28 protein-coding genes, 1 pseudogene and 1 riboswitch are annotated in these 26,508 nt (G+C 76.1%); of the genes and pseudogenes, 12 read left to right on the top strand and 17 right to left on the bottom strand.

Annotation, left to right across the window (positions count from 1 at the left end):
- Positions 1–5: 5 nt before the first annotated feature.
- Together pknB and ACWIX7_RS01555 are read right to left on the bottom strand one after the other, a co-directional pair.
- A complete protein-coding gene (gene pknB / locus ACWIX7_RS01560) occupies positions 6–2,000 on the bottom strand; it encodes a Stk1 family PASTA domain-containing Ser/Thr kinase (protein ID WP_448619873.1) in 1,995 nt (664 codons plus the stop codon).
- Positions 2,001–2,191: 191 nt separating this feature from the next.
- A complete protein-coding gene (locus tag ACWIX7_RS01555) occupies positions 2,192–3,670 on the bottom strand; it encodes a glycine hydroxymethyltransferase (RefSeq protein WP_448619872.1) in 1,479 nt (492 codons plus the stop codon).
- Positions 3,671–3,697: 27 nt separating this feature from the next.
- A riboswitch (ZMP/ZTP riboswitch) is annotated at positions 3,698–3,782 on the bottom strand.
- Between the two features lie 78 nt (positions 3,783–3,860).
- Here ACWIX7_RS01555 and ACWIX7_RS01550 point away from each other — a divergent pair.
- The 3 genes and pseudogenes from ACWIX7_RS01550 to ACWIX7_RS01540 all read left to right on the top strand — a co-directional run.
- Positions 3,861–4,184 (top strand): Rv2175c family DNA-binding protein, encoded by a 324-nt coding sequence (locus tag ACWIX7_RS01550; protein WP_448619871.1) that lies wholly within the window; start codon positions 3,861–3,863, stop codon positions 4,182–4,184.
- A 10-nt stretch (positions 4,185–4,194) separates the two neighbouring features.
- Positions 4,195–4,593, top strand: a complete 399-nt coding sequence (locus tag ACWIX7_RS01545; protein ID WP_448619870.1) for a lycopene cyclase domain-containing protein — start codon at positions 4,195–4,197, stop codon at positions 4,591–4,593.
- Positions 4,594–4,621: 28 nt separating this feature from the next.
- Positions 4,622–4,831 (top strand): annotated as a pseudogene (locus tag ACWIX7_RS01540) (lycopene cyclase domain-containing protein); the annotation flags it as partial.
- Here the strand turns inward: ACWIX7_RS01540 and ACWIX7_RS01535 are convergent.
- Genes ACWIX7_RS01535 through ACWIX7_RS01525 form a run of 3 tightly spaced genes read right to left on the bottom strand, consistent with a single transcriptional unit; the run spans position 4,828 to position 8,467 of the window.
- Entirely contained in the window at positions 4,828–5,781 is a 954-nt protein-coding gene (locus tag ACWIX7_RS01535) for a phytoene/squalene synthase family protein (RefSeq protein WP_448619869.1), read from the bottom strand. The pseudogene ACWIX7_RS01540 and the gene ACWIX7_RS01535 sit on opposite strands and share 4 nt — an antisense overlap.
- Positions 5,778–7,274: a phytoene desaturase family protein gene (gene crtI, locus ACWIX7_RS01530; protein WP_448619868.1), complete on the bottom strand. Its 1,497-nt coding sequence runs from the start codon at positions 7,272–7,274 to the stop codon at positions 5,778–5,780. Before crtI ends, ACWIX7_RS01535 begins: the two co-directional genes overlap by 4 nt.
- Entirely contained in the window at positions 7,274–8,467 is a 1,194-nt protein-coding gene (locus tag ACWIX7_RS01525; protein ID WP_448619867.1) for a polyprenyl synthetase family protein, read from the bottom strand. Before ACWIX7_RS01525 ends, crtI begins: the two co-directional genes overlap by 1 nt.
- 113 nt (positions 8,468–8,580) lie before the next feature.
- Between ACWIX7_RS01525 and metF the strand changes: the two genes are divergently transcribed.
- Positions 8,581–9,483, top strand: a complete 903-nt coding sequence (gene metF, locus ACWIX7_RS01520) for a methylenetetrahydrofolate reductase [NAD(P)H] (protein WP_448619866.1) — start codon at positions 8,581–8,583, stop codon at positions 9,481–9,483.
- On the opposite strand, the gene ACWIX7_RS01515 is transcribed toward metF, so the two are convergent.
- Positions 9,477–10,124, bottom strand: coding sequence for a hypothetical protein (locus ACWIX7_RS01515; RefSeq protein WP_448619865.1), 648 nt, complete (start codon positions 10,122–10,124; stop codon positions 9,477–9,479). The two genes, metF and ACWIX7_RS01515, sit on opposite strands and share 7 nt — an antisense overlap.
- A gap of 247 nt (positions 10,125–10,371) precedes the next feature.
- Positions 10,372–11,112 carry a hypothetical protein gene (locus ACWIX7_RS01510; RefSeq protein WP_448619864.1) on the bottom strand — a complete coding sequence of 247 codons (741 nt, stop codon included), beginning with the start codon at positions 11,110–11,112 and terminating at the stop codon, positions 10,372–10,374.
- Positions 11,113–11,325: 213 nt separating this feature from the next.
- On the opposite strand from ACWIX7_RS01510, the gene ACWIX7_RS01505 reads away from it, so the two are divergent.
- The 4 genes from ACWIX7_RS01505 to ACWIX7_RS01490 all read left to right on the top strand — a co-directional run bounded on the left by ACWIX7_RS01505 (position 11,326) and on the right by ACWIX7_RS01490 (position 15,285).
- Positions 11,326–12,270: a DUF808 domain-containing protein gene (locus ACWIX7_RS01505; RefSeq protein ID WP_448619863.1), complete on the top strand. Its 945-nt coding sequence runs from the start codon at positions 11,326–11,328 to the stop codon at positions 12,268–12,270.
- Between the two features lie 182 nt (positions 12,271–12,452).
- Positions 12,453–13,559 carry a transcriptional regulator gene (locus ACWIX7_RS01500; protein WP_448619862.1) on the top strand — a complete coding sequence of 369 codons (1,107 nt, stop codon included), beginning with the start codon at positions 12,453–12,455 and terminating at the stop codon, positions 13,557–13,559.
- Complete coding sequence (locus tag ACWIX7_RS01495; RefSeq protein ID WP_448619861.1) at positions 13,556–14,476, top strand: ABC transporter ATP-binding protein; 921 nt, start codon at positions 13,556–13,558, stop codon at positions 14,474–14,476. The genes ACWIX7_RS01500 and ACWIX7_RS01495 overlap by 4 nt, the downstream gene beginning before the upstream one ends.
- Entirely contained in the window at positions 14,473–15,285 is an 813-nt protein-coding gene (locus ACWIX7_RS01490; RefSeq protein WP_448619860.1) for an ABC transporter permease, read from the top strand. The genes ACWIX7_RS01495 and ACWIX7_RS01490 overlap by 4 nt, the downstream gene beginning before the upstream one ends.
- Here ACWIX7_RS01490 and ACWIX7_RS01485 read toward each other — a convergent pair.
- From ACWIX7_RS01485 to ACWIX7_RS01475, 3 genes are read right to left on the bottom strand one after another with little or no spacing between them, the layout of a single operon-like run.
- Positions 15,275–15,853, bottom strand: coding sequence for a TIGR03086 family metal-binding protein (locus ACWIX7_RS01485; RefSeq protein WP_448619859.1), 579 nt, complete (start codon positions 15,851–15,853; stop codon positions 15,275–15,277). The two genes, ACWIX7_RS01490 and ACWIX7_RS01485, sit on opposite strands and share 11 nt — an antisense overlap.
- Entirely contained in the window at positions 15,850–16,665 is an 816-nt protein-coding gene (locus ACWIX7_RS01480; RefSeq protein ID WP_448622117.1) for an ArsR/SmtB family transcription factor, read from the bottom strand. The genes ACWIX7_RS01485 and ACWIX7_RS01480 overlap by 4 nt, the downstream gene beginning before the upstream one ends.
- A gap of 59 nt (positions 16,666–16,724) precedes the next feature.
- Entirely contained in the window at positions 16,725–17,534 is an 810-nt protein-coding gene (locus tag ACWIX7_RS01475; RefSeq protein ID WP_448619858.1) for a lipase family alpha/beta hydrolase, read from the bottom strand.
- A 57-nt stretch (positions 17,535–17,591) separates the two neighbouring features.
- On the opposite strand from ACWIX7_RS01475, the gene ACWIX7_RS01470 reads away from it, so the two are divergent.
- Positions 17,592–18,248 (top strand): CDP-alcohol phosphatidyltransferase family protein, encoded by a 657-nt coding sequence (locus ACWIX7_RS01470; RefSeq protein WP_448619857.1) that lies wholly within the window; start codon positions 17,592–17,594, stop codon positions 18,246–18,248.
- Positions 18,249–18,500: 252 nt separating this feature from the next.
- On the top strand, positions 18,501–19,475 hold the full coding sequence (locus ACWIX7_RS01465; RefSeq protein ID WP_448619856.1) for a carbohydrate kinase family protein: 975 nt from the start codon (positions 18,501–18,503) through the stop codon (positions 19,473–19,475).
- Between the two features lie 191 nt (positions 19,476–19,666).
- On the opposite strand, the gene ACWIX7_RS01460 is transcribed toward ACWIX7_RS01465, so the two are convergent.
- From ACWIX7_RS01460 to ACWIX7_RS01430, 7 genes are all read right to left on the bottom strand, one after another.
- A complete protein-coding gene (locus tag ACWIX7_RS01460; protein ID WP_448619855.1) occupies positions 19,667–20,317 on the bottom strand; it encodes a flavin reductase family protein in 651 nt (216 codons plus the stop codon).
- Positions 20,314–20,556, bottom strand: a complete 243-nt coding sequence (locus ACWIX7_RS01455; RefSeq protein WP_448619854.1) for a hypothetical protein — start codon at positions 20,554–20,556, stop codon at positions 20,314–20,316. Before ACWIX7_RS01455 ends, ACWIX7_RS01460 begins: the two co-directional genes overlap by 4 nt.
- Before the next feature lie 131 nt (positions 20,557–20,687).
- Positions 20,688–21,791 (bottom strand): glycosyltransferase, encoded by a 1,104-nt coding sequence (locus ACWIX7_RS01450; protein WP_448619853.1) that lies wholly within the window; start codon positions 21,789–21,791, stop codon positions 20,688–20,690.
- Positions 21,792–21,856: 65 nt separating this feature from the next.
- Positions 21,857–22,669: a carotenoid biosynthesis protein gene (locus ACWIX7_RS01445; protein ID WP_448619852.1), complete on the bottom strand. Its 813-nt coding sequence runs from the start codon at positions 22,667–22,669 to the stop codon at positions 21,857–21,859.
- Positions 22,666–24,303 carry a phytoene desaturase family protein gene (locus tag ACWIX7_RS01440; RefSeq protein ID WP_448619851.1) on the bottom strand — a complete coding sequence of 546 codons (1,638 nt, stop codon included), beginning with the start codon at positions 24,301–24,303 and terminating at the stop codon, positions 22,666–22,668. The genes ACWIX7_RS01445 and ACWIX7_RS01440 overlap by 4 nt, the downstream gene beginning before the upstream one ends.
- Positions 24,300–24,887 carry a GNAT family N-acetyltransferase gene (locus ACWIX7_RS01435; RefSeq protein WP_448619850.1) on the bottom strand — a complete coding sequence of 196 codons (588 nt, stop codon included), beginning with the start codon at positions 24,885–24,887 and terminating at the stop codon, positions 24,300–24,302. Before ACWIX7_RS01435 ends, ACWIX7_RS01440 begins: the two co-directional genes overlap by 4 nt.
- Positions 24,884–25,402: a YbaK/EbsC family protein gene (locus ACWIX7_RS01430; RefSeq protein WP_448619849.1), complete on the bottom strand. Its 519-nt coding sequence runs from the start codon at positions 25,400–25,402 to the stop codon at positions 24,884–24,886. The genes ACWIX7_RS01435 and ACWIX7_RS01430 overlap by 4 nt, the downstream gene beginning before the upstream one ends.
- A gap of 231 nt (positions 25,403–25,633) precedes the next feature.
- On the opposite strand from ACWIX7_RS01430, the gene ACWIX7_RS01425 reads away from it, so the two are divergent.
- Both ACWIX7_RS01425 and ACWIX7_RS01420 read left to right on the top strand, forming a co-directional pair.
- Complete coding sequence (locus ACWIX7_RS01425) at positions 25,634–25,960, top strand: DUF6504 family protein (RefSeq protein WP_448619848.1); 327 nt, start codon at positions 25,634–25,636, stop codon at positions 25,958–25,960.
- Positions 25,960–26,445 (top strand): SAV_6107 family HEPN domain-containing protein, encoded by a 486-nt coding sequence (locus ACWIX7_RS01420; RefSeq protein ID WP_448619847.1) that lies wholly within the window; start codon positions 25,960–25,962, stop codon positions 26,443–26,445. The genes ACWIX7_RS01425 and ACWIX7_RS01420 overlap by 1 nt, the downstream gene beginning before the upstream one ends.
- The last annotated feature ends 63 nt before the right edge of the window (positions 26,446–26,508 follow it).

The raw sequence follows: 26,508 nt of genomic DNA, 5'->3' as shown, positions 1-26,508 counted from the left end.
TGTCCTCAGTCCTGTCCGAACGTCACCAGGATCGTCACCGGGGTGCCGATGTCGACCGTCTGCCCGGCGGCCGGGCTCTGCCGGAACACCCGGTCGCCGTAGAACTGGCTCACCTGCACCTGCAAGCCTGCCTGCCGGAGCAGCGCGGTCGCCTCCGGCTGGCTGCGGCCGACCACGTCGGGCACCTGCACCTGCGGCAGCCCCATCGAGACCTGCAGCGTGACCGTGCTCTCGTAGGGCGCCTGCTGGCCGCTGGCCGGGGTGACCGCCATGACCTCGCCGGGGTCGACGTCGGCGCTGCGGCCCTCGGTGCGCTCCACGGCGAACCCGAGCGCCTCCAGGTTGGCCGTCGCCTCCTCCGGTGAGAGCCCGACCACGGCGGGCACCGTCACCGGCTCGTGGCCGCGGCTGACGTAGACCACCAGCTCCTCGCCGCGCTTGAGCTCGGTGCCGGCCTCCGGGTCGAAGCCGGTCACGTGGCCGACCGGCACCTCGTTGTCGTAGTCCTGCATCTCGCGGATGGCCACCGGGACGCCGTCCAGCTTGGTGCGGACCTCCTCCACGGGGAGGCCGACCAGCTCCGGACCGGCCTCGAACCGCTCCGGGCCCTTGGAGACGACCAGCCGGACGTCGGTGCCGCGGATGGCCTCGCCGCCGGAGGGCTCGGCGGAGATGACCACGCCGTCGGGGACGTCCTCGCTGAACTGCTCGCCGCAGCAGTCGGGGTCCAGCCCCGCCTCCTGGAGCAGGTCGATCGCCGCCGCCTGCTCCTTGCCGGCCAGCTGCGGCACCGTCGTCCACCGGCCGGACCCCAGCCACCAGCCGACTGCACCGATGGTGATCGCGGTGAGCAGCACGAGGGCGACGGCGAGCCGGGCGCGACGGCGGCGGATGTGCGCCGGCACGCCGGGGCGGGCGCGCTCGGGCGCGGGCCGCCGTGCACCCGGGTCGGCGCTTGGGCCGGTGCCGGGCAGCATCGAGGTGCGGCTGCTGCCCCGGCCGGGCCGGGTGCCGCCGGGGCCGAGCACCTCGGTGCGCGGGGCGGCCGGGTCGCTCGGGTGTCGCGTCGGGCGGCTGGGCCGGTTGGTCGGCCGCAGCGTCTCGGCGGTGGCGGTGCTGCGCCCGGTCGGCACGGGGACGCGCTCGATGGCCAGGTCGGTGCGCACGTCCTCGAGGTCGGCGAGGAACGCGCCGGCGTCCAGCGGGCGGACGGCGGGCTCGCGGCGGGTGGTGCGCGCGACCAGCTCGTCGACCTCCAACGGCAGCCCCGGCACCTCCTCCGACGGGCGGGGCATGTCGTGGTGCACGTGCTGGTAGGCCACGGCCAGCGGGGTGTCGCCGCCGTAGGGCGGGTGGCCGGTGAGCATCTCGTAGAGCACGACACCGGCGGCGTAGACGTCGCTGCGGGCGTCGGCCTTGCCGCGCTCGAGCTGCTCGGGGGAGAGGTAGGCGACGGTGCCGATGAGCACGCCGCCGGTGTGGCTGGTCTGCCCGGTGCCGGTGAGCGCGCGGGCCAGGCCGAAGTCGGCGACCTTCACCACCCCGTCGGCGCCGATGAGCACGTTCTCGGGCTTGATGTCGCGGTGCACGATCCCGGCGCGGTGGGCGGCGGTGAGCCCGGAGAGCACCGGCTCCAGGACGGCGAAGGCCTCGGCGACGGTGAGCCGGCCGCGGGCCTGCAGCAGGTCGCGCAGCGTGCGGCCGCGTACCAGCTCCATCACCAGGAACACCAGGCCCTGGTCGCTGCCCTGGTCGCTGACCGAGACGACGTTGGGGTGGCTGAGCATCGCCGCGGCCCGCGCCTCGCGGGTGAACCGGTCGACGAACGTCGGGTCGTGTGCCAGGTGCTCGGCCATCACCTTGACCGCGACCGTGCGGTGCAGCCGCAGGTCGGTGGCGGCGTAGACGGTGGACATGCCGCCTCGGGCGAGGCGCTCCTCGAGCAGGTACCTGCCCTCGAGGACGAGGCCGACCACGGGGTCGGTCACGGCGGTGTCCACCCGGCCGAGTGTAGGAGCGGGTCGGTGCTGCGCCGCCCGTACACGCGGAGCGCCGGCCGTTGTGACGGGTTCACCCGTCACAACCACACCGGCGCACTCACCCCTGTCGAGATCACGCGATCTCGCACCGCTGCAGCGTCGCGAGCGTGCGAGACCGCGCGATCTCGACGGGAGATCGCCGGTGGGGCGGTTCAGGCCAGCTCGAGGCCGGGGTAGAGCGGGTGGCGGTCCAGCAGCTCGGCCGCCGCGGCGCGGGCCCGGTCGGCCAGGCCGTCGGTGGTCGCGTACCTCGCCTTGGACGGCGACCCGTCGCGGGTGGCGGTCGGCGTCGTGTTCGACAGGACGTCGACGATCAGCTCGGCGGTGCGGTCGAACTCGTCCGCCCCGAAGCCGCGGGTGGTCAGCGCCGGGGTGCCCAGCCGGATGCCGGAGGTGTACCAGGCGCCGTTCGGGTCGGCCGGGACGGCGTTGCGGTTGGTCACGATGCCGGCGTCCAGCAGCGCGGACTCCGCCTGGCGACCGGTGAGGCCGAAGCCCGAGACGTCGACGAGCACGAGGTGGTTGTCGGTGCCGCCGGTGACCAGCCGCGCGCCACGGCGGGTCAGCCCCTCGGCGAGGGAGACGGCGTTGTCGACGATGCGCTGCGCGTACCCGGCGAAGGCGGGCTGGCGGGCCTCGGCGAAGGCGACGGCCTTGGCGGCCATGACGTGCGGCAGCGGGCCGCCGAGCACCATCGGGCAGCCGCGGTCGACGGCCTCGGCGTACTCGGGCTGGGCCAGCACCATGCCGCCGCGCGGGCCGCGCAGGGACTTGTGGGTCGTCGTCGTGACGACGTGGGCGTGCGGCACCGGGTCGAAGTCGCCGGTGAACACCTTCCCGGCGACCAGGCCGGCGAAGTGGGCCATGTCGACGACGAGCGTGGCGCCCACCTCGTCGGCGATCTCGCGCATCCGGGCGAAGTCCACCCGGCGCGGGTAGGCGGAGTAGCCGGCCATGAGGATCAGCGGGCGGAACTCGCGGGCCCGCTCGCGGACGGCGGCGTAGTCCAGCAGCCCGGTCTCGGGGTCGGTGCCGTAGGAGGACTGCTCGAACATCTTGCCGCTGATGTTCGGGCGGAAGCCGTGGGTGAGGTGGCCACCGGCGTCGAGGGACATGCCGAGCATCCGCTGGTCGCCGAGCTGGCGGCGCAGCGCCGACCAGTCGGAGTCGGTCAGCTCGTTGACGTGCCGGACGCCGGCCTTCTCCAGCGCCGGGGACTCGACGCGGGAGGCCAGCACCGCCCAGAAGGCGACCAGGTTGGCGTCGATGCCCGAGTGCGGCTGGACGTAGGCGTGCGGCGCGCCGAACAGCTCGCGGGCGTGCTCGGCGGCCAGCGCCTCGACGGTGTCGACGTTCTGGCAGCCGGCGTAGAAGCGGTGGCCGACGGTGCCCTCGGCGTACTTGTCCGACAGCCAGTTGCCCATGGTCAGCAGCACGGCGGGGCTGGCGTAGTTCTCGCTGGCGATCAGCTTCAGCGAGGCCCGCTGGTCGGCGAGCTCCGCGCCGATCGCGTCGGCCACCCGGGGCTCGACCGCCCCGATGACCTGCAGCGCGTTGCGGTAGGCGGCGGAGGCGACATCGGCGTGGGGCATGGAGGCGGCGGCGTCGGAGGAGGTGGTGGCATCGGTCATGGCGGGCTCCAGCGCGAGGGGACGACGAGTGGGTGCCCAGGCGCCCGGCGGGGTGGTGCGGGCCGCTCCCCGGTGGTGGTCCACCTCAGCAGCGCCAGTCACGGCCCCGTCCCATGCTATCGGGGCAGCCGGCCGGCGGGTCGACGTCCCGGGCACGGCGGACTGCGGCGGGGTCATAGGCTCGGACGTCATGGAGACGCTCACCCCCGCTGAGGTCGCCGGCGTGCTGGGGGTCTCGCCGAACCGGGTCCGCCAGTTGTTGCGCGAGCACAAGCTCATGGCGGTCCCCGGCAGCGGCAACAGCCGGATCCCGGCCGACTTCCTCCAGGACGGCGCCGTCCTCAAGCACCTGCCCGGCCTGATCACCGTGCTCAAGGACGGCGGGTTCAGCGACGAGGAGGTCTTCGAGTGGCTGTTCCGCGCCGACGACACGCTGCCGGGCACGCCCGTGCACGCGCTGCGCAGCGACCGGCACACCGAGGTCACCCGGCGCGCCCAGGCCCTGGCGTTCTGAGCGTCGACGCATGGGGCAGCTGACCTACCTCGCGCTGCTGGCCGGCTGCCTGGTCGTCACCGCGCCGCTCGAGCTCCTGCTGCGGGTGCGGGTGTACCCCCGCTGGCGGCGGCTGCTGCTCGCGGTCGCGCCGGAGTTCGCCGTCTTCGTGGTCTGGGTGCTGTACGCGATCGCGCAGGGCCACTGGGACTACTCCGACGAGCTGACCCTCGGCGTCCGGCTGCCCGGGGGCATCCCGGTCGAGGAGGTGCTGTTCTTCCTCGTCGTCCCGCTGTGCTCGGTGCTGGCGCTGGAGGCGGTGCGCAAGGTCACCGGCTGGGACGCCGGCTACCCGCCCGACGACAGCCTCGGGGGCATCGCAGCGAGGAACGAGCGAGGAGCGGGCCGAGGCGCGGAGTCGGGCAGATGAACATCGCCGAGGAAGCCGAGATCGGCCGGTGAGCTACTCGACGCTGGCCGTGCTGGCGGTGGTCGCCGTCCTCGTGCTGGACCTGGCCGTCTACCGCACGCGGATGGTCACCCGGCCGGTGTTCTGGGTGGCCTACGCGATCATCATCACGTTCCAGCTGCTGATGAACGGCGTGCTGACCGGGCTGGCGGTCGTCACCTACGACCCGGACGCGATCTGGGGCCCGCGGATCGCCTACGCGCCGGTCGAGGACCTGCTGTTCGGCTTCGCCATGGTCACCCTGACCCTGGCCAGCTGGGCGGCGGTCAACCGGCGGGCGAACACCGCCAGGCGCCGCGGCTTGGACACCCGCACCCGGCGGTCGAGCACCCGGTAGTCGGCCCGCTCGATCTCGGTGAGGATGCCGCCGTAGAGTTCGGTGGCCGCGCGCACGCAGTCGCGGGACTCCGGCGCGAGCATCGTCGTCCCCGGGGCTGCGTCGTCGTAGCGGCGGCGCACGATGGCGACCATCTCCCGCATCAGCTCGCGGAAGGCCGCGTCGTACCGCTTCGCGGCCAGCTGCTCACGGGTGACGCCGTGCGCGGCCATCAGGTCGGCGGGCAGGTAGACCCGGCCGCGGTCGACGTCCTCCGCGACGTCGCGCAGGAAGTTGGTCAGCTGGAAGGCCTCGCCCAGCGCGATGGCGTGCGGGGCGGCCTCCTCGAGGGCCACGCCCTCCGCGGTGCCGAGCACGGGGAGCACCTGCAGGCCGATGACCGACGCCGAGCCCCACATGTAGCGGTCCAGGGCGTCCATGTCGGCGTACCCGGTGACGTCGAGGTCGCTGGTCATCGCGGCGAGGAAGTCGACCAGGTGCTCGACCGGGATCGCGTACCGGCGGTAGGTGTGCACGGTGGCCAGCCGCACCGGGTCGTGGGACCAGCCGGCCTCCAGCTCGGCCAGCAGCGCTCGGGACCACTCGGCGAGGTCGCCGGCCGGGTCGGCGCCCGGGTGGTCGACGAGGTCGTCCGCGGTGCGGGCGGCGGCGTAGAGGGCGTGGATCGCCGGGCGCCGGTCCGGGGTGAGCAGCCGGGTCGCCAGGTGGTAGCTCTTGCCGTGCTCGGCGTTGATCGCCGCGCAGTGCCGATAGGCGGCGTCGAGCAGCGCCTGCCGTTCGGCCTGCGTGCGCGGCGGGTCGACGAGCGTCATCGGGGGTCCCGTCCGGTGATCCGTTCGGCGGCGAGCCGGCCGCTGATGACGACCATGGGCACGCCGACGCCGGGCTGCACCGACGAGCCGGCGAGGACGACGTTCTCCGGGCCGCGCCGGGGGAGCGTCGGCGTCCGGAACGGGCCGGTCTGGCCGAAGGTGTGCGCCAGCGCGAACGGCGTCCCGGCGGCCATGCCCTGCGCCGCCCAGGTCAGCGGGGTGTCGACGTGCTCGACCTCGATCGCGCCGGTCAGCCCGGCCCAGCCGCGCTCCTCCAGCACGCCCAGCACCTCGTCGCGGTAGCGGGGGCCCAGCGTCGTCCAGTCCAGGTCGGGGTTGCCGCCGCTGTGCGGGTCCAGGTTCGGGGTGGGCGCGACGATGCTCAGCACCTGGCCGCCCTCGGGGGCGAGGCTGCGGTCGGTGTGCGAGGGCATGCTCACCAGCAGGCTCGGGTCGGTCATCGGGCGGCCGTCCCGGATGAGCTCGTCGAACACCTCCCGCCAGGCGGTGCCGAAGCTGATGGTGTGGTGCGCCTGGCCGGGCAGCTCGCTGCGGACGCCGACGTGCACCGCCACGCAGGACGGCGAGTACACCGGCCGCCGCACCCGCCGGAACCCGGGCACCAGCGCCTCCGGCCGGTCGACGGTGACGACGACGGCGTCGGCGGGCAGCCGCTCGCCGTCGTCGAGCAGCACGCCGGTGACCCGGGAGCCGCGGAGCTCGAACTCACCGACGCCGGCGTCGTAGCGGAGCGCGACCCCGGCGTCGGCGGCCGCGGCGGCCATCGCGCGGGGGACGGCGGCGATCCCGCCCACCGGGTGCCAGACGCCGGCGCCGATGTCGAGCTGGGCGATGACCGCGTAGGCGGCGATCGCGCGGTACGGCGAGACCCCGGCGTAGAGGGCCTGGAAGCTGAACAGCCGGCGCAGCCGGTCGTCGGTGAAGTGCCGCTCGACGTGGCGGGACAGCCGGCCGAAGCCGCCGCGCCGGGCCAGCTGGACCAGCTCGGGGCCGAGCAGGTCCAGCGGGGTGTCGAGGTTGCGGTCGATGAAGGTGGTCAGCTGCAGCCGGTAGAGCTCGGCCAGGTCGGCCAGGTAGCGGCGCAGCGCCGCCGCCTCGCCGGGCCCGCAGAGCGCCTCCACCTCGGCGGCGAAGGCGTCGACGTCGGCGTGCACGTCGAGGTGCGAGCCGTCGGCGAACTGCGCGCGGTAGGTGGTCTCCAGGGGGACGAGGGTGAGCCGGTCCTCGAGCTTCTCGCCGACCGCGGCGAGGGTGTCGGCGACCAGCTCCGGGGCGGTGAACACCGACGGGCCGGTGTCGAGGGCGTAGCCGCGCTCCTCGATCCGGCCGGCGCGCCCGCCGGGACCGGAGGCGCGCTCGACGACGGTGACCTCCCGGCCGGCGCCGCGCAGCCGCAGGGCGGCCGACAGCCCGGCGAGGCCGGCGCCCACGACGACGACGCGGTCGGTGCGCCCGGGGACGGTGCGGACCATCAGGCGGTGCGGCTGGTCGCGGCGACGGCGAGCGCGTCGAGAGCGACCCGGGCGTCGTCGGCCAGCGGGGCCTCGGCGATGGCGGTGCGGGCGAGCGCCGTGCGCTCGGCGATCCGCTGCTCGACCTGCGCGCGGGCGCCGGTGGACTCGAAGAGCGTCCGCAGCGCGTCGAACTCGGCCGGGCCGGCGTCGGGGTTCCCCAGCGCCTCGGTGAGCAGTCGCCGTCCGTCGTCGTCCGCGGCCTCCTCGGCCAGCGCCACCAGCAGCGTCTGCTTGCCCTCCCGCAGGTCGTCGTCGGCGGACTTGCCGGTGACCGACGGGTCGCCGAACACCCCGAGGACGTCGTCGCGCAGCTGGAACGCCTCACCCAGCGGCAGGCCGATCGCGGTGTAGGTCTCGGCGGCCCGCTCACCGGCGCCGGCGATGGCGGCGCCCAGCTGCAGCGGCCGCTGCACGGTGTAGCCGGCGCTCTTGTAGCGGGCCACGGTCAGCGCGCCCTGCGCACCGGGCAGGCCGCCGGCGGCGCGCAGCAGGTCCAGGTACTGCCCGGCGGTCACCTCGGTGCGCATGGTGTCCCAGACCTGGCGGGCCCGGGAGAGCGCGGCGGGGGAGATGCCCGAGCAGCGCAGCAGCTCGTCGGACCACACCAGCGCGAGGTCGCCGACGAGGATCGCCGCGCCCACGCCGAAGGCGTCGCCGTCCCCGGCCAGCGCGCCGTCCCCGTGCCGGGAGGCGAAGCCGACGTGGGTGGCCGGGCGGCCGCGGCGGGTCAGCGCGCCGTCCATCACGTCGTCGTGCACCAGCGCGCTGGCGTGCACGAACTCCAGCGCGGCGACCGCCCGCAGCACCGCGGCGTCGGACTCCCGGGGCCCCTCGCCGCTGAAGCCGCGCCAGCCCCAGTAGGCGAACAGCGGACGCAGCCGCTTGCCGCCGTCGGCCAGGGCGCAGACCTCGTCGACCACCGGGAGCAGCGACTGGTCCATCGCCGCGAGGGTCTCCCGCTGCACCTCGAGGAAGTCCGAGAGGGCGGCCCAGACGGCCGCGCGCACGCGGTCTGTCTCGGCAGCGGCCGGCGGGGGAGCCGGGGGGAAGACGGGTGTCTCGCGCTGCTGCGCCCCGGCGGTCACCGGATGAGTATCGCGCGCGACTCGATGAGGCGCGGCCGGGATCCGGGCGGAGTCGGTCAGGGCCACGGGGTCTGCCTCCTGGGGCCGGTGGGGCGGCGGTGCCGGAGGACCTTCTCCGGGGGCGTGCCGAGCGGATGCAGCGCGGGCCGGACGCCGGCGGGTCCGTATCCTCGCTGTCCATGACGCGGACCGTGCGGGAGCTGCTCGCCGAGGGCCGGCCGACGTGGTCCTTCGAGTTCTTCCCGCCCAAGAGCCCCGAGGGCGCCACCCAGCTGTGGACGGCGCTGCGCGAGCTCGAGCGGCTGCAGCCGTCGTTCGTGTCGGTCACCTACGGCGCCGGTGGGTCCACGCGCGAGGGCACCGTCTCGGTCACCGAGCGCATCGCCACCGAGACGACGATGACCCCGCTGGCGCACCTCACCGCCGTCGACCACAGCGTCGCCGAGCTCCGGCACGTGGTCAGCCGGCTGGCCGCGGCGGGCGTGCGGAACCTGCTGGCGCTGCGCGGGGACCCGCCGGGTGCCGACCCGCAGGCGGAGTGGATCGCCCATCCGGAGGGGCTGACCTACGCCGCCGAGCTGGTCGAGCTGATCCGCTCCATGGGTGACTTCTCCGTCGGCGTGGCCGCCTTCCCGGAGCGGCACCCGCGCTCGCCGGACTTCGAGACCGACGTCGAGATGTTCGTGCGCAAGTGCCGGGCCGGCGCCGACTTCGCGATCACCCAGATGTTCTTCCGCACGGAGGACTACCTGCGCATGCGCGACCGGGTGGCCGCCACCGGCTGCGAGGTGCCGATCATCGCCGGGGTCATGCCGGTGACCAACGCCCGGCAGATCACCCGCATCGTGCAGCTGTCCGGGCAGGCGTTCCCCGAGCACCTGGCCGCCCGCTTCGCCGAGCTGGACGGGAACACCGCCGAGGCGAGGGCCGCGGTGCGGGCCTACGGCGTCGAGGTCGCCACCGAGCTGTGCCGGACGCTGCTCGACGAGGGCGTCCCCGGCATCCACTTCATCACCATGAACCGGTCGACGGCGACCCGCGAGGTCCACGCCAACCTGGTGGCGGTCCCCGCTCCTCACTGAGCGGGGTCCGCCGCGGGTGTGCGGGTGGCGCGGCCGGCCAGCAGGGCCGCCGTCTCGGCCGCCGCCCGGCGCAGGCCCTCCCGCTCGGCCGCGTACCCGCCGAGCGTGCCGACCACCGGCAGGTTCGACAGGGCCCGGTGCCGCAGCTTGCCCTTGGGTCGGGCGTCGAGGGTGTCGTCGATGCGGCCGAGCAGCCGGGCCACCCGCCACAGGGTGCGGACCGCGCTGCGGTCCTCCTTGTCCCCGAGGACGTCGTCGGCGTAGGCGCCGGGGGCCCGTGCCAGCAGCGGCCGCACCCGCTCGGCGGGCAGGTCGCGGTCGAGCAGCACGTGGGCCAGCAGCGACACCCGTTCGGCCTCGTCCTCGACGCCGTGCTCGGAGGCCACCCCGCCGACCACCACGGCCTGGACCGCGGAGCCGATCGTGTTCTGCAGCGGCAGCAGGTCGGCCAGCTTGCCGGCGAGGCGGGGGACGGCGCTGACGCCGGCGGCGACCCGGGAGACCCGGGCGGCCCACCACTGCTCCCGCTCGGCCTGCGGCAGCTCCGGTGGGCGGCCGAGCCGGCGGACCAGCGGCGTCGTCAGCCGGTCGACCCGGCGGAGGACGTCGACGACGACCGCGTCACTGAGGGGAGGCGCCATGGAGCCGCTCTACCCACGGTCGTTCCCGGGCCATGCACGCGGACTCCCGACCGTCGTGGCCCACGGCCCGTTCGCCTGCGCGGGAGGCGTGGAGACGTGGTCGGCGCATGCTCCACCGCTGCTTCCTCCTGGAAGCAGCGGTGGAGGTCGCGGAGAGGCACCTCCCGGGCGGCCGGTGGACCGAACGGGGCTGCGCGTCCGTCGTCCACACGCAACCGCCACACCGCCCCATGGACGCCCTCTCCGCTCAGTCCGGCGGCTCGGCCAGCGGCGCGCGGGTGCGGGTCATCAGCTCGACCAGCTCGGCCACCGCACTGCGCACCGCGCCGATCTCGTCGGCCACCGCGCGCAGGTCGCCGTCCCCCCGGCCGGGCAGCGCCGACGTCGCGGCCGTGATCCCGTCGACCTCCGCGGCACTGCGCTCCAGCCGCTCCAGGTCGGCGAGGTGGCGCAGCTCGGCCGAGAGCAGCGCGGCCTGGTCGCGGTAGCGGATCAGCGCGTCGGCGCGGTGCCCGAGCCGGAGCGCGGCGGCCTCCAGCGCGGCGGACTGGCGGTCCCAGTACTCCGCCGCCGTCCCGGGCGGGCGCACCCCGAGGGAGACGCGGGCCGACCGGATGCGCAGCGCGAGGTCGACGATGCGGTCGACCTCGGCCCGGCCGTCGAAGCGGCTCGCCGCCAGCAGCGGGGAGGACCAGGACGGCTCGCGCACCGTCTCCGCCCACGCCCGCCCGGCGGCCGCGGCGACGCGCGCCTCGGTGGTGTCCCACGCCGCGAAGGCCGCCTCGGGTGCCGGGGACGGCGGCTCGGGGGCGGAGGACGGCAGTCCCAGCCGGGCGCGGGTGGCCCGGTCCAGCCGGACGGCGGCCGCGCGCAGCCGCGCCCACCGCGACGACGGTTCTCGTCGGGGCGAGCGGACGACGACCAGCCGGCCCTCGGTGAGGTACCGGTCGGGCCACAGCGCCGCGCCCTCGTCGTCCGCCGTCCGCATGGTCCTGCCTCCCTGCTGCACCCGGTGAGCAGCCCGTCACCCCAGGGTGCCGGTCCCGGCCGCCGGACGACGGCCCCTCCGGACCGGGCGTTCGGCGTGTCCCCAGCCGGGTAGTCCTGCCCGGGATGCCGAGCGGTGAGTCGCCCGGTGCGGCCGGACGGGCCATGATCGCCGAGACTGCACACGAGTGCAGACCAACTGGGAGGACGTTCCGTGGCCGGTGGACTGGTAGCCCTGTTCGACGACGTGGCGGTGCTGGCGCGCGCCGCCGCCGCCTCCGTCGACGACATCGGGGCGGCTGCAGGACGGGCCAGCGTGAAGGCCGCGGGTGTCGTCGTCGACGACACCGCCGTCACGCCGCAGTACGTGCACGGCCTGGCCGCCGAGCGGGAGCTGCCGATCATCCGGCGCATCGCCGTCGGCTCGCTGCGCAACAAACTGCTGATCATCCTGCCCGCCATCCTGCTGCTCAGTCAGTTCCTGCCATTCCTCCTCACCCCGATCCTGATGATCGGAGGGGCCTACCTGTGCTACGAGGGCGCGGAGAAGGTCTGGCACAAGCTCAGCGGCCACTCCGAGGCCCACTCATCGGCGGAGCAGGCGCTTCCGGACGAGAAGACGATCGTGTCCGGGGCCGTGCGCACCGACTTCATCCTCTCGGCGGAGATCATGGTCATCTCGCTGAACGAGGTGGCCGACGAGGCGTTCCTCTCCCGGGCGGTGATCCTCGCGGTCGTCGCGCTCGGCATCACGATCCTCGTGTACGGCGTCGTCGGCCTCATCGTGAAGATGGACGACGTCGGCCTGTCCCTGTCCCAGCGCCCGGGGAAGGGGATCTCCCGGTTCGGCCACGGGCTGGTGAAGGCGATGCCGCGGCTGCTCACCGCCCTGACCGTGGTCGGGACCGCGGCGATGCTGTGGGTCGGCGGTCACATCCTGCTGGTGGGCTCGGACGAGCTGGGGCTGCACGCCGTCTACGGCGCCGTGCACCACCTGGAGGAACTCGCGCACGAGGCCACCGGGGCCCTCGGTGGGGTCGTGGGGTGGCTCGTCAACACCCTCGCCAGCGCGCTCGTCGGGCTGGTCGTCGGGGCGCTGATCGTGCTCGTCATGAACCTCACGGTGCACCGCCGCAAGGCGCACACCGACTCGCACTGACCGGAGCGGCCCCGTCCCGCGGGTCCCACCCCGGGTCTGCGAGGAGTGGGAGGACGAGGTCCTCCTCCTGCAGGGGGCCGCGCGCGTCGCACTGAAAAGGACCCCCTGCTCCCCACCACTCGCAAGCTCGCGGCGGGGCCCTGCAGGGGGCCGGGTCGCCGCCCGCTCGTACCGTGGGACGCATGGCGGCACGGGGGCGGGGCGCGCTCGCCCGCTGGGCGGCGGTCGGCCTGCTCGTGGCGGCGCTGGTGGCGCTGCCGTCGGTCGTGGCCGCGCTGCCCGGCGACGACACCGAGGTCCCGGCGGCGCAGCTGCGGTCCGCGGTGCTGGCCAGCGCGGACGTCGGGTTCTCCGGCTACGCGGTCTCCGCCGGCGGCCTGGCGCTGCCGGTGTCCGAGCGGCTCACCGACGTCGCCGACCTGTTCAGCGACCGGACGCTGATGCGGGTGTGGTGGCGGGGGCCGGAGGACCACCGGGTCGACGTGGTCACCGCGGCGGGGGAGACCGGCGTGCACCGCGACCCCGGCGGCAGCTGGACGTGGGACTTCGAGGCCGCCACCGCCACCCGCGGCGCCCCGGCGTCCCTCGCGCTGCCCACCCCGCCGGACCTGCTGCCCGCCGCGCTCGGCCGGCGGCTGCTGTCCGAGGCCACCGACGACGAGCTCTCCCGCGCCGGCGCCCGCCGGGTGGCCGGCCGCGACGCGCTCGGCCTGCGGCTGGTGCCCGCCGAGCCGGCCGCGTCCGTGGGGCGGGTCGACGTGTGGGTCGACGCCGCCAGCGGGCTGCCGCTGCAGGTGGAGGTGTTCGCCCGGGACGCCGACCTGGCGGCGCTGGACACCCGCTTCCTCGACCTGGACCTCGCCGTCCCCCCGGCGGACGTCGTCGCCTTCACCCCGCCGCCGGAGGCCACCCTGCTGACCGCGCCCGACACCGAGGGGCTGATCGCGCAGGCCGAGGAGCGGGCGCCGGACGTGCGGCTGCCCGGTGAGCTGGCCGGCCTGCCGCGGCGGAGCTTCGAGGGGGTGCCCGACGCGGTCGGCGTGTACGGCCGCGGCGTGACCCTGCTGGCGGCCGCGCCGGTGCCCGGCCGGCTGGCCGGGGGGCTGCGCGAGGCGCTGACCGCCAGCCCGGACGCCGTCACCGACGACCTCGGCACCCGGGTCGCCGCGGGCCCGCTGGGGTTGATGCTGGTGACCCCGCCCGACGGCCCGGCCTACGTGCTCACCGGCACGGTCACCCTCGACGCGCTGGCCGACGCCGCCCGCCGGCTGCCCGGGGCCGCGTCATGAGCTCGGTGATCCGCACCCGGGGGCTGGTCAAGCGCTACGGCCGGCTGCGCGCGGTCGACGGCATCGACCTCGACGTCTGCGCCGGTGACGTCTACGGCTTCCTCGGCGCCAACGGCTCGGGCAAGACGACGACGGTGCGGATGCTGCTGGGCCTGGTGCTGCCGACCGCCGGTGAGGTGGAGCTGCTGGGCGAGCGGATGCCGCGTGCCGGCCGCCGGGTGCTGCCCCGGGTGGGCGCACTGGTCGAGGGGCCGGCGCACCACGGGCACCTGTCCGGCCGGACCAACCTCGCGCTGATCGACGCGGCCGGGCCGGGCGGCTCCCGGCGCACCCGCCGCGCCCGCATCGAGGAGGTGCTCGAGCAGGTGGGCCTGGGCGGCATCGACCGCCGGCCGGTGCGCGCCTACTCCCTCGGCATGCGGCAGCGGCTCGGGCTGGCCGCCGCACTGCTGCGCCGCCCGGAGCTGCTGGTGCTCGACGAGCCCACCAACGGCCTGGACCCGCAGGGCATCCACGAGATCCGGGACCTGTTGCTGGAGCTGCACCGCGGCGGGACGACGGTCTTCCTCTCCAGCCACCTGCTGGCCGAGGTCGAGCAGCTGTGCACCCGGGTCGGCGTGCTGGACCGCGGCCGGCTGGTGCTGCAGGACGAGCTGGTCCGGCTGACCGCGCCCACCGGCGCCACGGTGGTGGACACCCCGGCCGCCGACCGGGTGCGGGCCGTGCTCGACGGCCGGGTGCTCGGGGTGGAGGGCTCACGGGTGGTGGTGCGCGGCGCCGACCCGGCCGAGGTCAACGCGCTGCTCGTGGGCGCGGGGGTGCCGGTGACCGGGCTGGCGCTGCAGCGGCCCACCCTGGAGGAGGTCGTGCTCGCCGCGGCCGGCACCAGCGCCGACCGGGTGGAGGCGGCCCGGTGATCGGCGTCGAGCTGCGCAAGCTGTTCCGCCGTCCGCGGACCTGGGTGACGATCGCCGTCCTCAACGCGCTGCCGGTGCTGGTCGCCGTCCTCGTGCAGCTGACCGACCTGGCCCCGCGGCCGGGCGAGGGCCCGCCGTTCCTGTCCGCCGTCCTCACCAACGGTGCGCTGTTCCCGCTGGCGGCCCTGGCCATCGTGCTGCCGCTGTTCCTGCCCATCGCGGTCGCCGTCGTCGCCGGGGACGCCGTCGCCGGCGAGGCGCAGGCCGGCACGCTGCGCTACCTGCTGGTCCGCCCCGCCGGGCGCACCCGGCTGCTCGTGGCCAAGCTGCTCGCGGTCATCGCGTTCGTGCTGGTCACCGTGCTGGTGGTGGCGGGCGTGGGCTACGTCGTCGGGACGACGCTGTTCGACGCCCAGCCCGTCGGCGGCGGGACGTCGGTGTCGGGCACCTCGCTGTCGCAGCAGGAGCTGGCCGGCCGCAGCCTCATGGCGATCGGTTACGTGACGGTCTCCATGCTCGGCGTCGCCGCCTTCGGGCTGTTCTTCTCCACGCTGACCGACTCCCCGCTGGCCGCCGCGCTCGGCGCGCTGGCGGTGCTGGTCACCTCCTCGCTGCTGTTCACCCTGGACGCCGCCTCGCCGATCGCGCCCTACCTGCCCACCCGGTACTGGTTGGCCTTCGTCGACCTGTTCCGCGACCCGATCCTGTGGCGGGACGTCGTCCGCGGGCTGGCGCTGCAGGGCGTCTACGTCGGCGTGCTGCTGGCGGCGGCCTGGGCGAACTTCACCACCAAGGACGTCACGAGCTGAGGGGAGGACGAGGGCGTCGGCCGAGGAAGGCCACGAGGCGGTCCTCCGGATCCGCCGCCGCGGGGACCGGCACGGGCGGGCCGAAGGCGGGCCGGCGGGTGCGGTCGTCGATCAGCGAGGTCGCCGTCCGGAGGAGGGCGGCGGCCAGTTCCGGGGGCATCCGGCGTCCCGACCCGCAGGCCGTCGCGACGTCCCAGCCGTGGAGGCCCAGTTCGATCGCGCTCCCGCGGGCGGCCGCGGCGGTGCCGGGGTGCGTCGCCCCCGTCAGGACGGCGAGCAGGCGGTGGATCCGGTCCTGGGCCACGGCCACGGGGTCGAGGGTGGCGGCGTCGGGGCGGTCCGACCGCGGCGCCGGGAGGACCAGCTCGCCGGTGGTGACGAGGCCGGAGAGGGCGTCGGCAGCGTCGGCGAGGTGCAGGAGGAGGGTCCGCAGGTCCCAGTCGCCGCATGGCGTCGGCCGGCCGAGATCCGCGGCGCTGACCTCCGCGAGGCCCTCGAGGGCGTAGCCCGCGGCGCGGACGGAGAGCGTGACCTCCTCCGTCAGCGCGGGTGCGGCCGTCCCGGTCACGACGTCCTCCCCGCCGGCGCCATCTCCCACGGGGCCTCGGGCAGCACCTCGCCGGTCTCGAGCAGCGACTTGAGGTTGGCCAGCACCGCGGGCCAGCCGTGCGAGATCTCCCCGAGCGCGGTCTGGTCGGCCAGGTTGTCGTGGGTCACGGTGAGCCGGACGACCCCGCCCTGCTCCTCGAGGAGGAAGGTCACGACCGAGTTCCCGCCCGGCGGCTGCTCGCCGTCGGGCGAGCCGAAGGTGATGACCAGGCGCCGTGGTGCGTCGGCCTCGAGCACGCGGCCGGCCACGTCGACGGTGCCGGAGTCGTCGGTGCGCCGGTGCTCCCAGCTGGAGCCGGGCTGCCAGTCGGAGACGTTCGCGTGCCCCCAGTAGCGGGCGGTGAGGTCTGCGTCGGTGAGCGCGTGCCACACCTGCCCGGCGCTCGCGCGGATGTAGGTGACGTACACGTAGGTCGGGACGGACTCGGACACGGCGAGCTCCTCTGCTCGGGACCGGATGGCGGAGAGCGCCGCCAGGCGGGGTCGGTCGAACGACGAGATCCAGCGCTCCCCGATGTCGTGCAGGGGCGCCGGGTTGAGGAAGTGCAGCCGCTCCCGGCCGCGACGGACGACGGTGACGAGGCCCGCGCGGACGAGGACGTCGAGGTGCTGGGTGGCCGACTGGCGGGCCATGCCGAGCCGGGCGCAGAGCTCGCCCAGCGTCTGCCCGTCCTGCTCGCGCAGCCGGTCGAGGAACAGCCGCCGCGTGCCGTCGGCCAGGGCCTTGAAGACCTGGTCGACATCGCGGATGTCCCTGCCCACGACCAGCATCATGCAGGTATCTACCTGCATGTGTCAACGACCCGGCTGCGGCAGGACGAGGCCCCGTCTCAGCCGCCGAGGCGGGCGCAGTCGTCGGGGCCCAGCGCGGCCGGCGGCGCGGCGCCCAGCTGCTCGAGCACCATGGCCTGCACCAGCGGGTCGCGCGGCAGGTCGCGGTGTCCGACGCGGGCACCGGCGCAGACCAACTGCACCGGCAACTCCAGCGCCCCCTCCAGCCGGGCGGAGTCCGGCGGGGTCACCGTCTGGTCCTGCGCCGTCCAGATCGAGACCCAGGCCGGCCCCTCGGGCGTCTCGTCGTCCGCGTTGAGCCTGGTGAGCAACGGGCTGGCGGTGGCCAGCTGGCGACAGGCCTCGGGGCACTCCTCGGGGGCCACCTGTCCGGCCACGTCGGCCAGCGTCGTGCCGTGGTGCGGGGAACCGAGGGTCACGATGCGGCGGGCGACGGCCGCGCCGCCGTCGGCCGCCCACAGCCGGGCGATCACACCCCCGGCGGAGTAGCCGACGACGTCCACGCTCTCGGCACCGGTGCGCTCCAGCGCCGCGTCGGCCGCCTCGTCCAGCGCGTCGGCGGACTCGCCGAGGTCACCGGTGCCGTCGCCGGGCACGTCGACCACCGTGGCGTCGCGCCCCTCGGCGGTCAGCCGGTCGGCCAGCGGCTGCAGCGACGCGGTCGAGCCGCCGTAGCCGGGCACGAGCAGCACCGGGCCCGGGGTCCCCTGGGACACCGGCTCGCGGCCCGCGGCGCCCGACGGCCGACCCAGCAGCAGCGCCGCGCCGGTGACCAGGACGGCGACGACCACGAGGGCCAGGACGGTGACGACCAGGCGGCGTCGGGCGGGGGACAGACCGGCGAGCACCCCTCCACTGTCCCCGGTCCGCCGCGCCTGGTGGACTGCGCTGGTGGAGCGGGTGCCGTGCTGAGCCGCGAGGAGTACCTCGCCGCCTGGTCGACGTGGCACGGCGGGGCCGACCCGGCGGCCAGCCGGCTGGTGCACGGCTGGCTGTCCGGCGTCTACGCGCTGGCCCGACGGGTCGCCGGGCTGCCGCCGGTCGCGGTGACCGCCGCGGGGCTGCTCGTCGCGGCGGCCGCCGTCGTCCCGGCTGCGGCCGGTGGCCCGTGGCTCGTGCTCGCCGGGGTGCTGGTCGGGCTCTCCGCCGTCCTGGACGGGCTCGACGGGGCGCTGGCCATCGCGACCGGGCGGGCCTCGCGCCGCGGCTTCGTCCTCGACTCGGCCGTCGACCGGCTCAGCGAGGGGGCGTTCGCCGCCGCGCTCTGGGTCGCCGGCGCCCCCGGCTGGCTGGCCGCGGCGTTCGGCGGGCTGTGCTGGCTGCCGGACTACCTGCGCGCCCGGGCCGGGCAGGCCGGCGTCACCGAGACCGGGGAGCTGTCGGTCTGGGAGCGCCCCACCCGGGTCGTCATGACCGGTTTCACCCTCGGCGGGGCCGGGGTGGTGGCCGGCCTCGGCTGGTCCGCGGCGGTGGTCACCTGCGGGACGGCGGTCGGCTGCCTGCTCGGCGTCGTCGGCGTCGCCCAGCTGGGGACGGCGCTGCGGCGGGCGCTGGCCGACTGAAGGAGGACCGCTCCTCGGCCCGGTCCCCGTCCCGCCCGAGGACGCCGGCCCGCGGATGGTGGGAGCGCGGGACGCCCGAGGAGCCGGAGACCCACGCCGCCCCGGCCGTGCCGCCGCGAGGACCCGGCGGGCACCGGGTCCCGGCCGGTCGCCGCCGTCCGGCGGGCGCGGAACCCGGCTCCTAAGGTGTTGGGGTCGTCGTCCGACGTCCACCGGGCGTCCCGCTGCACGCCACCCCGAGGGAGCGCCCCCGTGCCCGTCGCCGTCACCGGCTCCATCGCCACCGACCACCTGATGACCTTCCCGGGGAAGTTCACCGAGCAGTTCGTCGAGGGCCAGATGGAGAACGTGTCGCTGTCGTTCCTGGTCGACGACCTGGTGCAGCACCGCGGCGGCGCCGGCGCCAACATGGCCTACGGGCTCGGGCTGCTCGGCCTCGCGCCGGTGCTGGTCGGCGCCGTGGGCAACGACTTCGCCGACTACGACGCCTGGCTCACCCGGCACGGCGTGGACACCGCGAGCGTGCACTGGTCGGAGTTCAAGCACACCGCCCGCTTCGTCTGCACCACCGACGCGGTGAACAACCAGATCGCGTCGTTCTACTCGGGCGCGATGTCGGAGGCCTCGTCCATCGAGCTGGCCCCGGTCGCCGACCGCGTGGGCGCGCTGGACCTGGTCGTCGTCGGCCCCAACGACCCGACGGCGATGGTGCGGCACACCCGGGAGTGCAGGGACCGCGGCTACGCCTTCGCCGCCGACCCCAGCCAGCAGCTGGCCTGGGCCGACGGCGAGATGATCCGCGACCTCGTCGACGGCGCGGACCTGCTGTTCACCAACGAGTACGAGGCCGCGCTGCTGCTGCAGAAGACCGGGTGGAGCGACGCCGAGGTGCTCGACCGGGTCGGCACCTGGATCACCACGCGGGCGGCTGACGGCGTGCTCGTGCGGCAGGCCGGCACCGAGCCGATCGCGGTCATCGCCGTCCCGGAGACCAAGCCGGTCGAGCCCACCGGCGGCGGCGACGCGCTGCGCGCCGGGTTCATCGCCGGCCGGATGTGGGGGCTGGGACTCGAGCGGGCCACCCAGCTGGGGTCGGCGGTCGCCACGGAGGCCGTCGAGGTCATCGGCACCCAGGAGTACGAGCTGCGGCGCGAGCCGTTCCTCGAGCGCTTCGCCGACGCCTTCGGCGCCGACCCCGCCGAGGACATCGCCGCGCACCTGCCGTGACACCGCGGTCCTCCGGACCGCACCGCGATGACACCGCGGTCCTACCGGACCGCACCGCGGCCGGGTGCCGTCCCCCTGCTGCGCTGAGCGTGTTCCGTGCACCCCTCGGGGAGCCTCCGGCCCCCCGCTCCTCGCGCACGCCTCGCAGGGCGCCCCGCCTCACCAGCGCGGCCGCGTGCCGTCCCCGGGCGCTACTGGTCGCGCAGGTTCTCGCCGATGGTCGGGTCCTCGGTCCAGCGGCGGTAGGGGATCCGCCTGATCTCGCGGATCTCGCCGAGCGCCGTCCACTCGTTGCCGCCCAGGCGGGCCAGCGGCTTCAGGCGCTCGATGCGCGGCCGCCCGCCCTCGACCGCGCTCTCCCACACGCTGATCACCTCGACCCGGCCGAACACCACCGTGCTGTCGCCCAGCCGCACCGTCGAGTGCAGCGTGCACTCCACCGCGACCGGCGACTCCGCGACCCGGGGGACGCCGACCCGCTCGCTCGGCTCCAGCGCGACGCCGACCTCCTCGGCCTCGCTGACGCCGTGCGGGAAGTCGGTGCCCGTGGCGTTGACCTGCTCGAACAGCCACTCCGGGGTGAGGCTGACGGTGAACTCGCCGGTGGCCTCGACGTTGTCCAGCGTGTCCTTGCGGCCCACGGAGGTGAACTGCACGACCGGCGGGACGACGCACGCCACGGTGTAGAAGGAGTGCGGCGCCAGGTTCACCACGCCCTCGGCCGAGCGGCTGGCCACCCAGGCGATCGGCCGGGGCACCACGACGGAGTTCAGCACCCGGTAGAAGGCGCCGCCGTCCATGGCTGCCGGGTCGAAGTGCACGCGCGCGATCGGGCTGGTCACCCGGTCATCCTCGGCCACCCCCGGTCGGGCAGCGCGGCGAGGGCGGCCGGGCGGGTCAGCCACCAGGCGGCCGTCGCGCAGCCGACCGCGACCGCGAGCTGCCACGGCCAGGGCGCCGCCCCCGGCGAGTTCACCTGCACCCAGTCGCGTAGCCGGTGCAGGAGCGCCAGCGGCCACAGCACCCCGGTGTGCAGGCGCAGCGCGGCGAACCCGGCGCCGAAGGCGGTCGTGGACACCACCTGGGCGACGGTGTCGTCGACCGCCCGGCCGACGGCACCCCGGAGGAGAGCGCCACCGCGAGCACGGGCAGGAGCAGCAGGGACGCGGTGCTGGAGGCGCCGGGAGGTATCGACGACGGCACCGGGCGTTCCTACAGGGCGCGCCTCCGCCACGACAGCGTGCCCCGCCGCCGCCCGCTCACCGACCCGGCCAGCAGGACGTCGAACAGCAGCATCGACAGCGGGTGCGCCAGGGAGTCCGGCCAGACGCGGCTGCCCGTCGCCGCGGCCGACACCGCCCGCCCGGCCACCCCCGCCGCGTAGCCCACCAGCCCGGCCCGCGACCCGCGCAACGCGGCCAGGGCGGGCAGCACCCACACGGCGCTCAGCCCGGCCGCCACGGCCACGCTGGCCCCCGGCGACCCGCCCACCGAGGCCCACAGCGACTTGGCGTAGCCGGCCCGCAGCGCCGGCCAGCCGTCGTACATCCGGCAGGCGGCCAGCCGTGACCCGTCGACCGGCACCGCCCGGCCGCCGGCCCGCTTCACCGCCCGGGCCAGGGCGACGTCCTCGATCACCTCGCCGCGCACCGCGCCGTGCCCGCCGGCCCGCGCGTACGCCGACCGCCGGACGACGAGGAACTGCCCGTTGGCCGCGGTCAGCGACGGCCGCCGCGAGCGTTCGGCCAGCCGCACCGGCAGCGTGGTGACCCACAGCCACGGGCCCAGCGGCTGCACGAGGCGCTCGGCCACGCTCGCGGTCACCGGCCGCGGCCAGGGAGAGACCAGGTCCAGGCCGTGCGCGTCGAGGACGGCGACCGCGCCGGCCACCGCGTCGGGGAACAGCCGGACGTCGGCGTCGAGGAAGACCAGCACGCCGTCGCCCGCGTCGGCGGCGAGGCCGGCCCCGGTGGCGCAGGCGTGCGGCTTGCCCAGCCAGCCCGGCGGCGGGTCGGCCGCGGCCACCAGTCGCACCCGCGGGTCGGCGACCGCGCGCACGACGTCGGCGGTGCCGTCGGTCGAGCCGTCGTCCACCACGACCACCCGCAGGTCCGGCACCCCCTGCTGGGCGAGCACCGCGGCCAGGCAGCCGCCGACCTGCTCCTCCTCGTCGCGCACAGGCAGGACGACGGTGACCGGCCGGCGCACCGGCGGCGGCCCCGTCGGGGGACGGCGCAGCAGCGCCACGTTGACCGCCGCGTGCACCGCCCCGGCGACCGCCGCGCCGGAGAGGACCCGCAGCAGCCGGGAGCTCACGAGTCCTCCTCGCTGCGCTCGTCGGCCGCGTTCGCGGAGGCTGCTCTGCCCATGGGTGAGCTCGCTCACCGCGAACGGCGGGCCTGCACCGCCAGGGCGACCAGCGCCGGGACGGCGAGCAGCACGCCCCACACCGCGGACCCGGGCAGCCCCAGCCAGCCGGCGTGCGCCAGCGCGCCACCGAGGGTCATCCAGCCCAGCACCAGCAGCGGGGCGCCGTCGCCGGTGCGCGGCGGCTCCACCGCGGTGCGGGTGACCAGCAGGTCGAGCAGCGCCATGAGGACCAGCCCGGCCAGCAGCCAGCCGGCCAGGTTGGTCAGCGGGACCGTGTCGATGCCCGGCAGTCCCGGCCGCGGGTGCGCCCAGGTCCAGTAGCCGGCCTGCACCATCTGCGGGTCGAGGACGACGTCCCACGCGGCGAACACGGCCGCGGCCGCTCCCACACGGGCCGGGCGCCGGCGGCCGGACCGCACGTCGCGGGTGAGCCGGCCGGCCAGCAGCCAGCTCGGCCACGCCATCATCAGCCAGGCCAGCGGCACGAGGAACGGGACGCCGAGCAGCGTGGGCCCGAGGTCGTCGCTGTAGGTGTACTCGCCGTACGGGAACCCGGTGGCCAGGCCGATCGCCTCGAACACCACGGCGGTGGCCGCGGTGACCAGCAGGACGCCGGCCCCGGTGCGGGCTCCCCGGCTGACCGTCGCGTGCACCACGGACACCGTCGAGCCGAGCAGCACGATCATCCAGGTGACCGCGTCGCGGACCGCGCCGCCGTCGTCGGTCAGCGGATAGGCGATCGCCGTGAGCACCAGCAGCACCGCCGGCGCCCAGGGGAGCGCGGCCGGCCGGCTGCCCGGCCGCGCGGCGAGCAGACCGCTCACCGGCGCACCAGGGTCAGCCCGCGCCGCAGGGCCTCGCGCGCGCGGGCGGGCACGCCGCGGTCGCCGAGGACGACGCGGGCCGCCGTCCGCCCGGAGTTGCCCGACACCCCGCCGCCGGGGTGGGTCGAGGCGCCGGCGAGGTAGAGGCCGGCCAGGCCGGGCACCCGGTAGCCCGACAGGGCCGGCGTCGGCCGGAAGGCGAACATGCTGGCCAGCCCCATCTCCACGTGCATGACGTTGCCACGCAGCAGCGACAGTTCCCGCTCGAGCAGCAGCGGGGTCTGCACGTACGTCCGCTGCACCGAGGCGGCGAAGCCGGGCGCGAAGCGGTCGACGGCGGCGACCAGCCGGTCGGCCTCGGCCTCGGCGAGGGCGTCCCAGTCCCCGCCGTCGGCCAGCGCGTAGGGGTACCACTGGCCCCACACGGTGACCACGTGCTGCCCGGGCGGGGCGAGGGTGTCGTCGGTGGCGGAGAAGCACATCGCCAGCGGCACCGGCTCGCGGGGCAGCCGGCCGGCCAGCCAGTCGCCGTGGGCGGCGGCCAGCTGCGCGCGGTCGGTGCACAGCAGCTGCAGCCCGCCCAGCGCCGCCGCGGGGTCGGCCCCCGGGTAGGACGGCGGGGCGTCGGTCAGCGCCCGCACCACCAGGCCGAAGCCGTTGCCCACCGGCGGGGCGGCGTCGGCCAGCGCCGGCGGGGCGTGCCCAGCGGCCAGGTCGCGGGTGGCCAGCACGTGGCAGGCGGCGACGACGACCGGGGCCGCGATCCGCCGTCCCGACGCCGTCTCGACGCCGGTCACCCGGCCGTCCTCGACCAGCAGCCGGGTCGCGGCGTCCCCCAGGGCGACGTGCCCGCCGTCGGCCTCGAGCCGGCGGCGCAGCGCCTGGGTGAGCCCGCCCGAGCCACCCACCGGGTGGCCGGGCGGCACGTCGTGCAGCAGCGTCGCCCAGGCGACCATCGCCGCGGTGCCGGGCTCGGACATCGGGGGGCCGGACTGCGCGCCGAACCAGGCCAGGGCCGCCTTGAGCCGCTCGCTGGTGAACCAGCGGTCGAGCAGCGCGTCGCCGGAGCCGAGGAAGTCGACGGCGAGGTCGCCGCCTGGGGTCCGCGGCCGGCCGTCGGCCGGGGCGCCGAGCGGCCAGAAGGAGCGGGCCAGCCCGCCCACCGTCGGTCGCCGCGCGAAGGAGCCGACGACGGCGCGGCTGCGCGGGGCCCACACCTCGACGAAGCGGCGGTAGGCGGCGGCGTCCTCGGGCCCGCAGGCGTCGGCGATCGAGGCGCAGGTGGCGTCTAGGTCGACGGAGAACACCAGCGGCCGGCCGTCGGGGCCGGGGTCGCCGGGGGAGGGGGCGGGCGCGAAGCCCCACGGGTCGCAGTCGAGGTAGCGCAGGCCGTGTGCGGCGAGGTCGAGTTCCTCGACGATGCCGCTCTGCCGGACGATCACGTGCGCGCTGGAGCCGCGGTCGACCCGCACGCCCGGCCAGCGCTCGACGGTCGAGACCGCGCCGCCGAGCACCGCGTCGCGCTCGAGGACCTCCACCCGCAGCCCGGCGCGGGCCAGGTAGCAGGCGGCGACCAGCCCGTTGTGCCCGGCGCCGACGACGACGGCGTCGACGGTGGTGTCGGCGTCCGTCACGCGCGGTCGGACCGCGGTGCGGGGGCAGGCAGCGGCAGGCGGGCGCCGAGGATGGCGAAGGGGCGCGAGTCGCCGGGGAAGCGGTGGTTGCGGGCCAGGTCGACGAAGCCGTCGGCGTGGTACAGCCGGAAGGCCTTGGTGTCGTTGTCCGGGGTCGACAGCAGCGCCGCCGGATAGGGCAGGCCGGCCACCAGGGCGTGCAGCAGCTGGCGGCCCAGCCCGCGGCTCTGGTGGGCGGGGTGCACGTGCAGCTCGCAGACCTCGAAGGCGCCGGGCAGCCAGCGCTTCGCCGTCCGCCGGTCGAGCGCGGCGCGCACCTGGTCGTGCCACCACTGGCCGGGCGCGATCAGGTAGCCGTAGCCGAACCCGACGAGGACCTCCCCGTCGGGGGTCTCCACGAAGGCGCCGACCGCGCGGAACCCGGGGCGCTCGGTGTGCTGGATGGCGTATCCGTACCGGCCGGCGACCACCGAGGGGCTGTAGCCCATCGCCTCGCCGTAGATGGCCAGCGCCTCGTTCATGTGGTCGCGCAGCCAGCCGGTGGGCAGCTCGGTGACCCGCGCGGCGGGCGTCGTCCCGGTCACGAGCGCACCTCCGCCGTCTCGGGCAGGGCCAGCGGACCGTCCCCGACCTCGGCGGCGGTCCCGCCGGTCAGCCGCAGCAGCTCCTCGTAGCTGGTCGGGAAGACCGCGTGCGGGTGTCCGGCGGCGGCCCAGACCCGGCCGTGCCGGGCCAGCTCGACGTCGACCAGCGTGCCGATCGGCTCGGGGTGGCCGATCGGGGCGACGCCGCCGATCGGCTGGCCGGTGTGCTGGCGCACGAAGTCGGCCGACGCCGGACGCACGTCGCGGACGCCGAGCAGCGCGGCGACCTTCGCGACGTCGACCCGGTGGGCGCCGCTGGTGAGGACCAGCAGCGGCTCGCCGTCGACGTCGAACAGCAGGCTGTTGGCGATGGCCCCGAGCGGGACGCCGAGCTCTCCGGCCGCCTCGGCGGCGGTGCGGGCGCTGCCGGTCAGCTCGAGCACCCGGCCGGTCGCCCCGGACTCGGCCAGCAGGGAGGAGATGGCGGCCACCCGGGGGTGCTCGGGTCGGCTCATGCGTCGATCCTGCCATCGGCCGGGGCGGTCCGCTGCGGGCCCGGGCTCCCCGTGCAGCCGGCGCACCCGGCCGCGCGTCCCGCTTGACGTCGCCGGTGCGGCAGGGTGTACTCGACGTCGTTCGAACACGCGTTCGATCGACGTCGGTCTCCCACCGCACCCGGGTCCTTCCCCACCCGGTGCGGTGGGCCGGGGCCGGTGGTGGGGCGGCGGAGCGGTGGGGAGTCTGTCATGAGCCGGGTGCTGAGCGGGGTCGGCGATCGGGTCGGCGAGGAGGTGCAGGTCGAGCGCGGCCCGCTCGGGCCGGCGCAGTTCTGGCGCGGGCAGTCGCGCTACGTCATCGGCGAGCTGCTCGACTCGTGGGTGGAGACCGCCCCGTGGTGGCAGCGCGGTGCCGCGGGAGCCGGTGGCGCCTCCGCCGAGCTGGTCGCCAGCCGCGAGGTGTGGCGGGTCGAGGCGGTCCGGGCCGGCCGGTCGCGGATGAGCTTCGCCGGCGTCTTCGACCTCAGCTGGGAGTCGGCGGACAACCGCTGGTCGCTCGTGCGGGTGCACGACTGATGGGAGCCGTCCGCGTCATGGCCGACCAGCTGCCCCTGCCGCCGCCGCTGCCCCCGGCCGCCCGCCAGCTGCTCGACCAGGCTTCCCGGGCGCTGGCCGAGGCGGCGGCGTGCGCCGACGCCCGGCAGCGCTACGCCACCGCCCACCTGGGTGCGCTGCGCGCTGCGGCCGCGGTGCTGGCCGCCCGCACCCGGCCGGAGTCCGGGCGGCGCCGCCCGCGCAGCGCCTGGGTGCTGCTCGGCCAGGTGGCGCCCGAGCTGGGGGAGTGGGCCACCTTCTTCGCCGCCGGCGCGGCCAAGCGGGCCGCCGCCGAGGCCGGGCTGTCCCACGCCGTCACCGACCGCGAGGCCGACGACCTGGTCCGCGACGTGCGCGCCTTCCTCGCCGTCGTGGAGAACGCCGTGGGCAGCGCGCCGGCGCCGGAGTCGCCCCGGCGCGCGCGTCCCCGGGTGGTCGGCGGGTCCGAGCACCGGAACGGGAAGTGAGCGAGCTTGCGAGCTCACCGGTAGACACAGCACCGCGAACGCGCTCGGCGAGCGCCAGCGAGC

The sequence above is a fragment of the Geodermatophilus sp. URMC 65 genome, from assembly GCF_053502545.1.
The sequence above is the reverse complement of the archived record's forward strand: the minus strand, read 5'-3'. Positions and strand labels throughout refer to the sequence as shown.

Coding starts and splice junctions, on each gene's coding strand:
- ACWIX7_RS01555 (WP_448619872.1), bottom strand. CDS start 3,670: ATGACCGATGCCACCACCTCCTCCGACGCCGCCGCCTCCATGCCCCAC.
- ACWIX7_RS01550 (WP_448619871.1), top strand. CDS start 3,861: ATGGAGACGCTCACCCCCGCTGAGGTCGCCGGCGTGCTGGGGGTCTCG.
- ACWIX7_RS01545 (WP_448619870.1), top strand. CDS start 4,195: ATGGGGCAGCTGACCTACCTCGCGCTGCTGGCCGGCTGCCTGGTCGTC.
- ACWIX7_RS01535 (WP_448619869.1), bottom strand. CDS start 5,781: ATGACGCTCGTCGACCCGCCGCGCACGCAGGCCGAACGGCAGGCGCTG.
- crtI (WP_448619868.1), bottom strand. CDS start 7,274: ATGGTCCGCACCGTCCCCGGGCGCACCGACCGCGTCGTCGTCGTGGGC.
- metF (WP_448619866.1), top strand. CDS start 8,581: ATGACGCGGACCGTGCGGGAGCTGCTCGCCGAGGGCCGGCCGACGTGG.
- ACWIX7_RS01515 (WP_448619865.1), bottom strand. CDS start 10,124: ATGGCGCCTCCCCTCAGTGACGCGGTCGTCGTCGACGTCCTCCGCCGG.
- ACWIX7_RS01510 (WP_448619864.1), bottom strand. CDS start 11,112: ATGCGGACGGCGGACGACGAGGGCGCGGCGCTGTGGCCCGACCGGTAC.
- ACWIX7_RS01500 (WP_448619862.1), top strand. CDS start 12,453: ATGGCGGCACGGGGGCGGGGCGCGCTCGCCCGCTGGGCGGCGGTCGGC.
- ACWIX7_RS01495 (WP_448619861.1), top strand. CDS start 13,556: ATGAGCTCGGTGATCCGCACCCGGGGGCTGGTCAAGCGCTACGGCCGG.
- ACWIX7_RS01480 (WP_448622117.1), bottom strand. CDS start 16,665: ATGCTGGTCGTGGGCAGGGACATCCGCGATGTCGACCAGGTCTTCAAG.
- ACWIX7_RS01430 (WP_448619849.1), bottom strand. CDS start 25,402: ATGAGCCGACCCGAGCACCCCCGGGTGGCCGCCATCTCCTCCCTGCTG.
- ACWIX7_RS01425 (WP_448619848.1), top strand. CDS start 25,634: ATGAGCCGGGTGCTGAGCGGGGTCGGCGATCGGGTCGGCGAGGAGGTG.
- ACWIX7_RS01420 (WP_448619847.1), top strand. CDS start 25,960: ATGGGAGCCGTCCGCGTCATGGCCGACCAGCTGCCCCTGCCGCCGCCG.